Source organism: Falsibacillus albus (assembly GCF_003668575.1).
In the GTDB taxonomy this organism is placed as follows: domain Bacteria; phylum Bacillota; class Bacilli; order Bacillales; family DSM-25281; genus Falsibacillus; species Falsibacillus albus.
The window spans coordinates 20,542-33,851 of sequence record NZ_RCVZ01000021.1 but is presented as its reverse complement, the minus strand read 5'-3'; the positions used below and the strand labels follow the sequence as shown (position 1 = coordinate 33,851).

The 13,310-nt window shown below is 43.1% G+C and carries 13 protein-coding genes; all 13 read left to right on the top strand.

Annotated elements, in window-relative coordinates:
• Positions 1-7: 7 nt before the first annotated feature.
• The 13 genes from D9X91_RS20465 to D9X91_RS20405 all read left to right on the top strand — a co-directional run bounded on the left by D9X91_RS20465 (position 8) and on the right by D9X91_RS20405 (position 13,061).
• A complete protein-coding gene (locus D9X91_RS20465) occupies positions 8-964 on the top strand; it encodes a ribose-phosphate diphosphokinase (RefSeq protein ID WP_121682512.1) in 957 nt (318 codons plus the stop codon).
• Positions 965-1,180: 216 nt separating this feature from the next.
• On the top strand, positions 1,181-1,828 hold the full coding sequence (locus D9X91_RS20460) for a 50S ribosomal protein L25/general stress protein Ctc (RefSeq protein ID WP_121682511.1): 648 nt from the start codon (positions 1,181-1,183) through the stop codon (positions 1,826-1,828).
• Between the two features lie 442 nt (positions 1,829-2,270).
• A complete protein-coding gene (gene pth, locus D9X91_RS20455) occupies positions 2,271-2,825 on the top strand; it encodes an aminoacyl-tRNA hydrolase (RefSeq protein WP_121682510.1) in 555 nt (184 codons plus the stop codon).
• Between the two features lie 67 nt (positions 2,826-2,892).
• The gene (locus tag D9X91_RS20450) at positions 2,893-3,123 is read left to right on the top strand and encodes an anti-sigma-F factor Fin family protein (RefSeq protein WP_121682509.1); all 231 of its coding nucleotides are present in this window, start codon (positions 2,893-2,895) and stop codon (positions 3,121-3,123) included.
• An 84-nt stretch (positions 3,124-3,207) separates the two neighbouring features.
• On the top strand, positions 3,208-6,747 hold the full coding sequence (mfd, locus tag D9X91_RS20445) for a transcription-repair coupling factor (protein WP_121682535.1): 3,540 nt from the start codon (positions 3,208-3,210) through the stop codon (positions 6,745-6,747).
• A 260-nt stretch (positions 6,748-7,007) separates the two neighbouring features.
• A complete protein-coding gene (gene spoVT, locus D9X91_RS20440; protein ID WP_121682508.1) occupies positions 7,008-7,544 on the top strand; it encodes a stage V sporulation protein T in 537 nt (178 codons plus the stop codon).
• A 170-nt stretch (positions 7,545-7,714) separates the two neighbouring features.
• Positions 7,715-9,319 carry a putative polysaccharide biosynthesis protein gene (locus D9X91_RS20435; protein ID WP_233569875.1) on the top strand — a complete coding sequence of 535 codons (1,605 nt, stop codon included), beginning with the start codon at positions 7,715-7,717 and terminating at the stop codon, positions 9,317-9,319.
• Between the two features lie 10 nt (positions 9,320-9,329).
• Positions 9,330-10,796, top strand: coding sequence for a bifunctional methyltransferase/pyrophosphohydrolase YabN (yabN, locus tag D9X91_RS20430; protein ID WP_121682507.1), 1,467 nt, complete (start codon positions 9,330-9,332; stop codon positions 10,794-10,796).
• Between the two features lie 24 nt (positions 10,797-10,820).
• Complete coding sequence (locus tag D9X91_RS20425) at positions 10,821-11,084, top strand: RNA-binding S4 domain-containing protein (protein ID WP_121682533.1); 264 nt, start codon at positions 10,821-10,823, stop codon at positions 11,082-11,084.
• 127 nt (positions 11,085-11,211) lie between these two features.
• Positions 11,212-11,517 (top strand): sporulation protein YabP, encoded by a 306-nt coding sequence (gene yabP, locus D9X91_RS20420; protein ID WP_121682506.1) that lies wholly within the window; start codon positions 11,212-11,214, stop codon positions 11,515-11,517.
• On the top strand, positions 11,514-12,161 hold the full coding sequence (gene yabQ / locus D9X91_RS20415) for a spore cortex biosynthesis protein YabQ (RefSeq protein WP_325050544.1): 648 nt from the start codon (positions 11,514-11,516) through the stop codon (positions 12,159-12,161). The genes yabP and yabQ overlap by 4 nt, the downstream gene beginning before the upstream one ends.
• A gap of 16 nt (positions 12,162-12,177) precedes the next feature.
• Positions 12,178-12,567, top strand: a complete 390-nt coding sequence (locus D9X91_RS20410) for an FtsB family cell division protein (RefSeq protein WP_121682505.1) — start codon at positions 12,178-12,180, stop codon at positions 12,565-12,567.
• Between the two features lie 83 nt (positions 12,568-12,650).
• A complete protein-coding gene (locus D9X91_RS20405) occupies positions 12,651-13,061 on the top strand; it encodes a S1 domain-containing RNA-binding protein (protein ID WP_121682504.1) in 411 nt (136 codons plus the stop codon).
• Positions 13,062-13,310: the final 249 nt, after the last annotated feature.

Below are 13,310 nucleotides of genomic sequence, written 5' to 3'. Positions count from 1 at the left end.
GTCCATCATGTCTAACCAATATCGTGATCCAAATCTGAAAATATTCTCGCTTAACTCCAACAAGGCACTTGCAGAAGAAATTGCCAATGTTGTAGGCGTGGACTTGGGGAAATGCTCCGTTACACGTTTCAGTGATGGCGAAATACAGATTAACATTGAAGAAAGTATTCGCGGCTGCGACGTGTACGTCATTCAATCCACTAGCCTTCCGGTAAATGAACATCTAATGGAATTGCTTATTATGGTTGATGCATTGAAACGTGCTTCAGCCAAAACCATTAATATCGTCATCCCGTATTATGGGTATGCACGCCAGGACCGAAAAGCGAGAGCTCGTGAGCCGATTACGGCAAAGTTGGTTGCCAATCTATTGGAAACAGCTGGAGCTACGCGCGTCATTACATTGGATTTACATGCACCGCAAATCCAAGGCTTTTTCGATATCCCGATCGATCATTTGATGGGTGTGCCAATTCTTGCGGACTACTTTGAAAACAAGAATTTCCAAGATGATGTTGTAATTGTTTCCCCGGATCACGGCGGTGTTACTCGTGCACGTAAAATGGCAGAACGTTTAAAAGCACCGATTGCGATTATTGATAAGCGTCGTCCAAAGCCGAATGTTGCTGAGGTAATGAATATTGTCGGGAATATTGAAGGCAAGGTAGCGATATTGATTGATGACATCATAGATACAGCAGGTACTATCACACTGGCGGCAAATGCCCTTGTCGAAAATGGAGCGAAGGAAGTGTATGCTTGCTGTACACACCCAGTTCTTTCTGGACCTGCAATAGACCGTATCAATAATTCCTCCATTAAAGAATTGGTCGTCACGAATTCCATTTCTTTGGCAGATGAAAAGAAAACAGGAAAAATCGTCGAGCGTTCAGTGGCACCATTGATCGGTGAAGCGATCATCCGTGTTCATGAGCACCAATCTGTGAGTACACTTTTCGATTGATTTATATAAATAACCGAGACTGGCGTATAAGCGCCGGTCTTTTTTTGTGGAATGCTTGTCCTTCTTACAGATTGTGTTTAAAAGTCGTAAACAATCATTTCGTGGAGTTGACTGGAGCAGACTCATGTATAAAAAAAGATGTTTAAACGAATCTTAATGAGGGAAATGTGTAGATAATACGTTTATATACTAGTTGAGGAAGGTGACGTTTTTATTATGACTTCAGTATTAAATGCTCAAAAAAGAGAGAGATTTAAAAAATCTGATTTACGAAAACTCCGTTCGGAAGGAAACTTCCCAGCAGTGGTTTATGGACATAAAGTTGAAAACACACCTATATATGTTGAAAGTGCAGAATTTATCAAAACCATTCGTGAAGTAGGCCGAAATGGCGTAATCTCATTAAACTTCTCAGGAAACAAGCAAAATGTCATTCTGAGTGAATATCAAGAAGATACAATTAAAAATGAAATCGTGCATGCGGACTTCCTGGCTGTCGACATGTCATCTGAAATTGATGCAGATGTCCGTGTTGAGCTAGTTGGCGAAGCTCCTGGTGTCAAGGATGGAGGAGTCATGCAGCAGCCACTGCATGAAGTATCCGTAACAGCGAAGCCGAACGAAATCCCTGAATCGATCCAGGTAGACGTTGCTGGCTTGGAGGTTGGCGATACGCTTTCCATCGGTGATATTAAAGGCAACTATTCAGTAACCATCAATCATGAAGATGATGAAACGATCGCCTCTATCCTGGCTCCTCGACAAGAGGAAGAAATCAGCACCGGTGAAGAACAAGAAGCGGGGGTTCCTGAAAACGAAGAAGGCCGCGAAACGGAAGCAAGCGAGGAAAGCGAAGAAGAATAAAGGTATACCCGATAACCAGAAAGGGCTGCCGGCTATAGGCAGTCCTTTTTTATAGTGGACGTATGGAACTCAATAAATGTTTGTACCTTTAAAAGGGCTTGGTATGAGATATCTCCTTTTCATGGGCGCAGAGGACTGCATTGGGTAGCAAAAGAGCAGGAATCGCTCCTGTTGCTGGAGTGTCTTTGTCGAAATGGTAGCAAAAGAGCCATGATGGTCCTGTTTGGGAGTGTCCGCCCCCAAAACAGCAGAATGGCACAGCATCAACCCGTCACGCTTCCTTCCGCACATTTACGATAAGTCACTTTGATTCGCCCATCTTCATCATGTGGCAGGTTTAAGGGGATTTGTCCTGCAATTCCACCGCCTCTGACTAAGCCGCTTCCGATTTTCAGTTCTTTCTGCTATATTTATGGTATGTGTGAAATCGAGGTGTTTAGTGATGAAATTAATCGTTGGTTTGGGGAATCCCGGTCCGCGGTTTGATAAAACAAGGCATAACATCGGGTTTGAAGTGATTGATGAGCTTGCCAGCAGATTCGGTGCTTCTTTTCAGTCCAAATTTAACGGGATGTTTTCCATCATCCATAGAAATGGTGAAAAGTTCATTTTGTTGAAGCCACTTACGTATATGAACTTATCCGGTGAAAGCATCGGTGCGATCATGGATTACTACGATATCTCTTTAGAGGAATTGGTCGTGATCTATGATGACCTCGATTTGCCGGTTGGAAAAATCCGTTTAAGGCAAAAGGGAAGCGCAGGTGGACATAATGGCATCAAATCGACGATCGCCCATATGGGGACGCAAAACTTCAATCGGATCCGCATCGGCATCAACCGGCCGCCGGCAGGGATGGCTGTTCCGGACTACGTTCTGGGCAGGTTTTCCAAAGAGGATTGGGCGGAAATGGAGCACGTTGTGAAAACATGTGCAGATGCTTGTGAATCATGGCTTGAAAAACCATTCTTAGAAGTGATGAATCAATTTAATTAGGCGATCATGAATAACTCCTTCTTATCACGTTCATAATAAATTTAAAACGTGCATAAGGAGGGGCATGATGGCCATTCATTATATTTGCCGTCATTGCGGCACCCGCATCGGAAGTTTAAATAAACTTTCTGTTCATACAGAGCAGCTCGGACTGCATAAACTATCTGATATAGAGAGACAGGAAATGGTTTCTTACGAAGACAGCGGGGACATCCAAATAACATCGATTTGCGAAGATTGTCAGGAAGCGCTTGAGCGTAATCCTGGTTTACATGAATATGATTATTTAATCCAGTAAGAGCTTTGGGCGAATTGACTCCAAAGCATTTTTCTGTTTGGGTAGAGCATGTTTTTTTACCCTCAGAAGGGGGAGGACTTGACAGTGAAGGGTTTGCAAACCTTATTTTTTCAACATGAAGAAATTCAATCGATTGCCACCGGTGTGGAGGAAGGTCTAAGGGAACAGCTGGTAGCCGGTCTCTCCGGTTCATCACGTGCGATGTTGATGGCAGGGATATTCCAAGAAACCGATCGTTCTATCATCGTAGCTACGCATAATCTTTTGCAGGCGCAGAAGCTTTATGATGATCTGATGAATCTTGTTTCCGAGGATCACCTATTTTTATACCCTGCCAATGAGCTTATCGCAGCAGAAATCAGTATTGCCAGCCCGGAATTAAAAGCGCAGAGGATTGAGACGTTAAATGCCATGAGTGCGGGGAAGAAAGGCATATTCATTGTGCCAATGGCAGGAATGCGCAAAATGCTTCCACCACCAACGGTTTGGAAGAAACATCAAATTCATTTTGAACTAGGTTCGGATATCGATCTGAATGAAGTGCTGCAGCAGTTGATTACAATGGGGTATGTCCGAAATGATATGGTCAGTGCACCTGGAGATTTCAGCATCCGCGGAGGTATTTTGGACATCTATCCATTAACGGAAACTGATCCTATCCGAATTGAGCTTTTCGATACGGAAATCGATTCGATACGCACCTTTTCTGTGGAGGATCAGCGATCTAAGGAAAAAATGAAAGGGATTCATATCGGTCCTGCAACGGAAACGCCTCTGGAATCAGAGCATTTGGTTTCGATTTTGGAAAAGCTTGAGAAAGGGCTCACAAATAGCCTAAAAAAGGTTAAAAACCAGAAGTCGAAGGAATTGCTTTCACAAAACATCGGCTATGATTTAGAAAAGCTGCGCAATGGACAAAAGCCGGAGCAGATTTTTAAATACCTATCTATCGCGTATGATCATGCTGGTAGTTTGCTAGAATATGCCCCGGCAAATAGTTTATTGATATTGGATGAGTACAGCAGGATCCAGGAAATGAATGATTCCTTGGAAAAAGAGGAGGCTGACTGGTACACCTCCTTGCTTGAAGAAGGCCAGATCGTACATGACCTCGAAGTCTCGCAGAATTTGTCCAAGGTCATAGCTAGAACGCCGATGTCCAGACTATATATGTCTCTATTTTTGAAGCATATTCCCAATACCAGCCCTGAAAATATTTTTAATTTCACCTGCAAGCAAATGCAGAATTTCCATGGACAGCTGAATGTCCTTAAATCTGAGGTAGAGCGCTGGAAAAAGGGAAAATATACTGTAGTGGTCCTTGGACCGACTGCTCAACGCAAGAAGAAGCTGCATCAAGTGTTGGCTGATTATGATATTGAAGCAGCCGTTGTCGATGATGATCATAAAATTTTGGATAAAAAAGTTCAGATCGTTGAAGGGAATCTGCATGCCGGCTTTGAATTGCCGATGATGAAGCTTGCCGTCTTGACGGAAGAAGAGCTTTTTAATAAAAAGACTTCCAAAAAATCGCCTCGCAGGCAGAAGCTGTCCAACGCCGAAAGAATCAAAAGTTATTCGGAGCTCAAAGTGGGGGACTACGTCGTCCATGTCAATCATGGAATCGGAAAATATTTAGGGATTGAAACGCTTGATATCAATGGTGTGCACAAAGATTACCTGAACATCAAATATCAAGGAAGCGATAAGCTTTATGTACCGGTTGAACAAATTGAACTTGTGCAGAAATTCGTAGGGTCCGAAGGAAAAGAACCAAAGCTCTACAAGTTAGGCGGATCTGAGTGGAAGCGGGTCAAAAATAAAGTCAAATCATCTGTACAGGATATTGCAGACGATTTGATTAAGCTGTATGCAGAAAGGGAGGCTTCCAAAGGCTACACGTTCTCTCCGGACGGGGATATGCAGCGTGAATTTGAAACTTCTTTTGCATATCAAGAAACCGAAGATCAATTGCGCTCCATTCAAGAAATTAAGCGCGATATGGAACGAGAGCGTCCGATGGATCGTCTATTATGCGGCGACGTGGGGTACGGCAAGACTGAAGTAGCCATCCGGGCAGCCTTCAAAGCTGTGATGGACGGGAAACAAGTGGCGATATTGGTGCCGACGACGATCCTGGCACAACAGCATTACGAAACCATCAAAGACCGATTTCAAGATTTTCCGATCAATATTGGCCTGTTAAGCAGGTTCCGGTCCAAAAAGCAGCAAACGGAAACGACAAAAGGCCTGAAGAATGGAACTGTCGATGTAGTGGTCGGCACACATCGTTTATTATCCAAGGATGTGCAATATCATGACCTCGGATTATTGATCATTGATGAAGAACAGCGTTTTGGCGTCACTCATAAAGAGAAGATCAAAAAGCTGAAAACGAACATCGATGTACTGACGCTTACTGCCACTCCGATCCCTCGGACGCTTCATATGTCCATGCTTGGGGTCCGTGATTTGTCCGTCATCGAAACACCTCCGGAGAACCGTTTCCCGGTACAAACCTATGTCATGGAGTATAACGGCGGATTAGCCAGGGAAGCGATTGAACGTGAATTGGCGCGAAATGGGCAAGTGTACTTCTTATATAATCGAGTAGAGGATATTGAGCGGAAGGCTGATGAGATATCTGCATTGGTCCCTGATGCAAGGGTCACCTATGCTCATGGCCAAATGACCGAGAACGAATTGGAATCTGTCATTTTAGCATTCCTGGACGGTGAGTATGATGTATTGGTCACGACGACGATCATTGAGACAGGAGTCGATATCCCGAATGTAAATACGCTTCTCGTCTATGATGCCGATCGAATGGGCCTTTCCCAGCTATACCAATTGCGTGGAAGGGTTGGACGCTCGAACCGTGTTGCTTATGCGTATTTTACGTATCGTAAAGATAAAGTGCTGAGCGAAGTAGCTGAAAAGAGGCTTCAGGCGATAAAAGAATTCACGGAGCTCGGGTCCGGCTTCAAAATCGCAATGAGAGATTTGACGATCCGGGGAGCAGGGAATCTCTTGGGGGCTGCACAGCACGGATTCATCGATTCAGTCGGATTTGATTTGTATTCTCAAATGCTGAAAGAAGCGATTGAGGAGCGGAAGGGCGATATCGATAAAAAATCCGTCGCTCCATCGTTTGAAATCGAATTGGATATCGACGCATATTTACCGGATTCTTACATTCCGGACGGCAATCAAAAAATTGAAATGTACAAACGATTCCGGGCATTGTCGACCTTTGAGGAAATCGAGGAATTAAAAGAAGAAATGGTTGACCGCTTCGGCGATTATCCTAAGCAGGTCGAATATTTATTTTCCATTGCCGAAATAAAAGTATACGCAGCCCGGATCAAGCTTGAATCCATCAAGCAGTCGAAACAGACGATCAATATGATTATGTCTGAACAAGGAACCGCTGAAATAGATGGTTCCAAAGTTTTCGAGATATGCAATCAATTCGGAAGAATGGTCGGCCTCGGAATGGATGGAAATAAATTGAAAGTGTCGCTTCAAGTGAAAGGCATCGGTGTCGAAAAATGGTTCAAGACGGTGTTTGAGCTGACGAAGAACCTGGAACAGGCGAAGCGTACGGCAACGTCCGTAAACTAAGTTTACTCTGATTGTAACCAAACTGTAATCGTTTTTATGTTTTAATAGAACTCTAGGCGGGAATAGAGAAATACAACTGCTTAAATCGTATGGAATGATTAACCTTTTTTACCACATCTTTGAATGAGCAGAAAAATTATCTGAAAGTGTATAGAACTTCCCAGATTAAAGATACTAATCTCAAAATGGTAATAAATTGGCGCAGCACCTGCCAAATTATTGCCAAATAAAATCATCTGATGAAAGTGAGGCAACATAAGATGAAAGCAACTGGTATAGTTCGTCGAATTGATGATTTAGGGCGCGTCGTTATTCCGAAGGAAATTCGCAGAACCCTACGTATTCGCGAAGGAGATCCACTGGAAATTTTCGTTGACCGCGATGGAGAAGTCATTCTGAAGAAATACTCTCCAATCAGCGAGCTTAGTGATTTTGCAAAAGAATATGCAGAAGCGTTATATGACAGTTTAGGGAACCCGGTTCTTATTTGCGACCGTGATGCAGTGATAGCTGTAGCTGGCGGATCCAAAAAGGAGTACCTAAACAAAAATGTAAGTGAATTGTTAGAGAAAACAATGGATGAACGCAACTCTGTGCTTGTGACACAGCAAGGACAAGCTGCTCTAGTAGATGGCCACGAAGAAGAAATGAATTCTTATACGATTGCTCCGATCGTCGCAAATGGAGATCCGATTGGAGGAGTAGTGATTTACTCCAAGGATCAAACCGTCGGTGAAGTGGAGCAAAAAGCAGTTGAAACCGCAGCAGGGTTTTTAGCTCGACAAATGGAACAATAATCGTGGCCTGGACAAGGATTGCCAATCGGCAATCCTTCTTTTTTATGGGTGCTTTCTCAAAGACTGGAGTCGCAGACTCCGGCTGGCAAAAACGGTAAAGCGATTAGACTCATTTTGTGTGCTATAATACAATGAATTATGAGATTAGATGGAAGGATGGAGACGTTTCTTTGCCTCAAGTTGATTCAAGACAGCTTTTTAGAGGGGCTATGATTTTGACCGCAGCAGCCTTTATCACGAAAATATTAAGCGCCATTTATCGTGTACCCTTTCAGAATATTGTGGGGGATGTAGGTTTTTACATATATCAGCAAATATATCCGATTTATGGAATCGCGCTTGCTCTCTCGACATATGGATTTCCCGTGATCATTTCAAGACTGATCGCACAAAATGAAGTAGACCAGGATGTAAAAAAAATGAAGGAAATGATCCAAACGGCATTTTTGTTTTTAGCCGCGGTTGGAATAGCCTTATTTATCGTGTTTTATTTTGGGTCTTCATCCCTTGCAAAAGTGATGGGAGACAGCAAGTTGACCCCATTAATAAAAATTATTTCGATTTCATTTTTGCTTTTGCCTTTTTTATCTGTTTTCAGGGGGTATTTTCAAGGAATCGGAAACATGTTCCCGACAGCGGTTTCACAAGTGATCGAACAAATTGTCCGGGTTGCAACGATCCTGTTATTTTCGACTGTCTTAATAAGGAGTGGAAAGTCGCTCTACATAACAGGAGGAGGGGCCATGTTTGGGTCCCTGACTGGGGGGATATCCGCCATTCTGGTGTTATTCACTTTCGTATGGGTCAAGAGAAACACGGATATATTCTCCCTCCGCTCCAAACCATTTCATATTCACTGGAGTTGGGGGAAAATGCTTCTCTTCCAAGGAGCTTCGATATGTATCAGCGGGATGCTGCTTATATTACTGCAAATGGTGGATTCCCTTAGCCTGTATTCGACATTGATCAAACACGGCATAGCAGAATTGGAAGCCAAGCAGATTAAAGGCATCTACGACAGGGGGCAGCCTCTGGTCCAGCTTGGCACGGTCGTGGCGACGTCGCTTTCTTTGACGCTGGTACCGCTCGTAACAAGCGCTTATAAAAAGGGGGACGGTGAAGCGGTGAAAGCAAAAGTGACCATTGCTTGGAAAATCAGCATCGTTGTTGGCCTAGCCGCCACCGTCGGATTGATGATGCTTCTTGAGCCGGTCAATACGATGCTTTTTGAAAATAGTGATGGAACAGCCGTTTTAAGGATTTTTTCGCTGTCCATATTGTTTACATCCATGATTTTGACACTCCTTGGGATTTTACAAGGGTTGGGATATTCCTATGCACCGACTAAATATATCCTTTTGGGGATTGTGGTCAAATATGTCGGAAATGTGATTTTTGCAAGTGCATTCGGCACTCGAGGAGCGGCTTTTGCAACAGTTTTTGCCCTCTCCGTCATTGTTGTATTATTGGTTTTGAAAATGAAAAGCATTTTTGGGCAATCATTTGCATCACCTGTTTTTTACGTCAAAACAGGGATCTCTGTCCTTTTGATGATGGCAGTCCTGCGTCTATGGCTATGGGCCGCATCTCCTCTACAGTCCCTCTTTGAATCTGAAAGGGTGTTTTCGGTCTTATTATCCTTTGGAGGGGTTTTAATTGGAGGAGCGGTTTATGTCTATGTCATTATAAGAAGGAGCATATTGGCCGAAGAGGAACTGCTTCTACTGCCGTTGGGCAGTAAACTATTATCGATACAAACACGGAAAAAACGTTAGGAGTCGAATAATCGTGAACAAAATTTCAATAATAGGTTTGGGTGCTGGAGACCTTGAGCAGCTTCCGCTAGGGATCTACAAGCTATTGAAGGAAGCGGAAGATGTGTATTTAAGGACGAAGGAGCACCCGGTCGTAGCGGAACTTGAAAAGGAAGGGTTCAACTATGAGTCGTTTGATTACATTTATGAAAAGCATGATCGCTTCGAAGCCGTGTATGAAGAAATCGTACAGAGGCTATTTTCGGAAGCCCAGAACAAAGGGGCCATCGTGTATGCTGTGCCCGGCCATCCATTGGTTGCTGAACGTACTGTCCAACTGCTGCTACAACAAGCAGGGGATAATGGAGTCGAAGTTTCCATCAAAGGAGGGCAAAGCTTCATCGATCCACTATTGACGGCTGTCAAAATCGATCCGATTGAAGGGTTTCAGCTTTTGGACGGAACGGCGCTGAGTCGTGAATCAGTAAAAATGGACCAGCATATCATGATTGGACAGGTCTATGATGCGTTCATCGCTTCCGAAGTAAAACTGACGCTGATGGAAAAGTTCCCGGCTGAGCATCCTGTATCCATCGTGACGGCTGCGGGGAGCCCGGATGAACAAGTTTCGACGATCCCTCTTTTTGAACTTGACCGGCAAGTGACTTTGAACAATCTTACTACGGTATATGTACGGCCTGTGGAACGTCTTGAGGAGACCTACAGCGAGTTTTCGACCTTCAGAAATATCATTGCGCAGCTTAGGGGGCCAAATGGCTGTCCATGGGATAAAAAACAAACCCATCAATCGCTGAAAAAATATTTAATCGAAGAAGCATACGAGCTGCTGGAAGCAATCGACAATGATGACATTGACCACATGATTGAAGAATTAGGCGATGTAATGCTGCAGGTCCTGCTCCATGCGCAAATCGGAGAAGATGAAGGGATGTTCTCCATCGATGATGTTATTAAAGGGATCTCTGAAAAAATGGTCCGAAGGCATCCACATGTATTCGGGGATGTGGAAGCGGAGGATGAACATGCCGTCCTGAGCAACTGGGATAAAATTAAGCAGGCAGAAAAAGCTGGAGAACAAAAGACCGAATCGATCCTGACATCTTCAGAGAAAGGACAGCCAGCGATGCTGACTGCCTATGAATACCAGAAAAAAGCTGCCAAAGTGGGCTTTGATTGGGATGAAAAAGAGGATGCTTGGGAAAAAGTCAAAGAAGAGCTGCAGGAATTTGAGGAAGAAGCAGAGAATGGAAATCAATCAAGAAGGTTGAAGGAGTTTGGGGATGTACTGTTTTCCTTGATCAATGTTGCAAGGTTTTACAAGATTCACCCAGAGGAAGCGCTATTATCTGCAAATATGAAGTTTTATCGCCGTTTTTCGTATATTGAAGAAAAAGTGAGACAAAGCGGCAAAGCTTTTACCGATTTCAGTTTGGAGGAATTGGATCATTGGTGGAATGAAGCAAAGAAATTTGAATGACAAGGAGAGAGGATCATGACAACTATGCGGTTGGATAAATTTTTAAAGGTCTCGAGATTGATCAAACGGAGAACGTTGGCGAAGGAAGTGGCTGATCAGGGAAGGATTGAAATCAACGGTCAGACCGCGAAGGCCAGTTCCACGGTAAAGGTTGGGGACGAGCTTCAAATCCGCTTTGGCCAAAGGCTTGTCACGGCTAAGGTGGAAATGCTTCAGGAAACAACAAGGAAAGAAGAAGCAGCGAATATGTACTCCATCGTAAAGGAAGAAAGACTAGGGGAGCAATAAGTTTATACATCCAGCTAGAGGGTATAGTGAATGAACGGGTTGCCTCCGCTTTTCATTGTTCTAATATGGTTCCCCTGCACATACACTTGTACAAATAAGCCTGTACTATGTGAAGGTGGGGGATAGAATGAATAACTATTATGATGCGGGGTCTTCGAATAAAACGACTGTGCAGGATCATGATGTGATCATGCGGGGGCGCAAGCTGTTGGACATTACGGGTGTAAAACAAGTTGAAAGCTTTGATAATGAGGAATTCCTTCTGGAAACAGTCATGGGTTTTTTGTCGGTTCGCGGACAAAACCTCCAGATGAAAAATCTTGACGTGGATAAAGGAATCGTCTCGATCAAAGGAAAAGTGTATGACATCGTCTATTTGGACGAACAGCATGGGGAGAAGGCTAAAGGCTTCTTTAGCAAGCTGTTCCGATGACGATGAGCCTCACTACTCAGTTTTGCACCATGCTTGCCATGATTGCCATGGGAAGCTTTTTTGGTGCAGCTCTGGACACCTATAGCCGATTCCTGAAAAGAGGGACGAGAAAACGGTGGCTTGTTTTTATCAATGATGTCCTGTTTTGGCTGTTTTTTGGCTTAGCGACCTTTTATGTGCTTTATCTGGTGAATTTTGGAGAAATCCGCTTTTATATTTTTCTTGCCTTGATCTGCGGTTATGCTGCCTATCAAGCCATGTTCAAAACGATTTATTTGCGGATACTGGAGACATTCATTAAAGTTGTCGTCCGAATTTACCGTTTTTTTGTCAAAAGCCTACAATTGCTGCTGGTGAGGCCAATCAGATGGATGCTATTCGTGCTAATATCCATTATTATGGCTTTGTTAAAAGGTCTTTGGTCTCTTGTGAAAATCATTCTTCTCGTACTATTATGGCTTTTAAGGGTGATTTGGAAGCCCGTATTTTGGATTTTAAAAATATTTTGGGGTCTTATGCCGAAAAAGATTAAAAAATCCGTCGAGAAGTTATATAATTATTTTGCAGGAAAATCCAAACAAATTAAGAATAAATTAAGTAATATGATTAATTCATGGAAAAAAGATAAAAATGAACCAAAATAAATGAGGAGGCTTGGGGATGGGTGCCAAAAAAAGAAAAGTGACTTCGATGCAAAATTCATACGTCCAACAACATGAACAAAAAACTCAAGCGGCTTCCAGACAGAGAAAACTTCTGATTCGCAGGCTGAGTTTATTTGCAATCGTAGCAGCTGCTACTGCCTGGTTTTTGATCACATCCCTTATTTCCCAAGGTTCCAAGCTTGAAGAGAAAAAAGCTGAACGAGCGAAAGTGGAAAAACAATTGGCCCAATTAAAAAAGAAGGAATCCATTCTTAAGGACCAAGTTGTCAAATTAAATGATGATGATTATATCGCCAAGCTGGCGAGAAGCCAGTATTTTTTATCGGAAAAAGGTGAAATTATTTTCCACATACCTGAATCAAAAGAAGATAAGGATAAAGAGTAGTCATGTTGACACTCTTTTTTCAGGTCCGATATAATATATAGTAAGTTTGATTTTCTAAATTATTAAGGAGGAACAATTTTTTTATGTCGATCGAAGTAGGCAGCAAGTTACAGGGTAAGGTAACCGGCATCACTAATTTTGGAGCGTTTGTGGAGCTGCCGGAGGGTACAACTGGTCTAGTACACATCAGTGAGGTCGCTGACAATTATGTCAAGGATATCAACGAGCATTTAAAAGTTGGCGATGAAGTGACCGTTAAAGTAATAAATGTTGAGAAAGATGGGAAGATTGGCTTGTCCATTCGTAAAGCGAAAGAACAATCTCAACAACGCCCACCTCAACGTCAGCGCAACAACAGACAAAACGACTTCCGTACGAAAGAAAACTTTGAGCAAAAAATGGCTCGTTTCTTAAAAGACAGCGAAGACCGTTTGTCATCTTTGAAGCGCCACACGGAATCAAAGCGTGGAGGTCGAGGTGCTAGACGAGGTTAACTTGCTGTCTATCATCATATAGCAGGTTCCAACAGAGTTTTTATTGGAGAAAGATAAAAAGAGCTGCCATTCCATCGTGAATGGCAGCTCTTTTTTGTTTGGCTGTTTTCTCAACTGATTTTAATTGGAGCAGTTGATGCGAAAATCCGAAAGGATTGCTGTGAAGGGGGACCGTGCGGCGAAATTTAACAAAAAAAGATCAAAGCTGTTGGAACCACTTGGATTCCTAAGCTTTGATCTTTTGCGCCA

What these genes read in the sequence shown, in the direction of transcription:
- D9X91_RS20465 (WP_121682512.1), top strand. Translation starts at nt 8, where the DNA reads ATGTCTAACCAATATCGTGATCCAAATCTGAAAATATTCTCGCTTAAC.
- D9X91_RS20460 (WP_121682511.1), top strand. Translation starts at nt 1,181, where the DNA reads ATGACTTCAGTATTAAATGCTCAAAAAAGAGAGAGATTTAAAAAATCT.
- pth (WP_121682510.1), top strand. Translation starts at nt 2,271, where the DNA reads ATGAAATTAATCGTTGGTTTGGGGAATCCCGGTCCGCGGTTTGATAAA.
- D9X91_RS20450 (WP_121682509.1), top strand. Translation starts at nt 2,893, where the DNA reads ATGGCCATTCATTATATTTGCCGTCATTGCGGCACCCGCATCGGAAGT.
- spoVT (WP_121682508.1), top strand. Translation starts at nt 7,008, where the DNA reads ATGAAAGCAACTGGTATAGTTCGTCGAATTGATGATTTAGGGCGCGTC.
- D9X91_RS20425 (WP_121682533.1), top strand. Translation starts at nt 10,821, where the DNA reads ATGCGGTTGGATAAATTTTTAAAGGTCTCGAGATTGATCAAACGGAGA.
- yabP (WP_121682506.1), top strand. Translation starts at nt 11,212, where the DNA reads ATGAATAACTATTATGATGCGGGGTCTTCGAATAAAACGACTGTGCAG.
- yabQ (WP_325050544.1), top strand. Translation starts at nt 11,514, where the DNA reads ATGACGATGAGCCTCACTACTCAGTTTTGCACCATGCTTGCCATGATT.
- D9X91_RS20410 (WP_121682505.1), top strand. Translation starts at nt 12,178, where the DNA reads ATGGGTGCCAAAAAAAGAAAAGTGACTTCGATGCAAAATTCATACGTC.
- D9X91_RS20405 (WP_121682504.1), top strand. Translation starts at nt 12,651, where the DNA reads ATGTCGATCGAAGTAGGCAGCAAGTTACAGGGTAAGGTAACCGGCATC.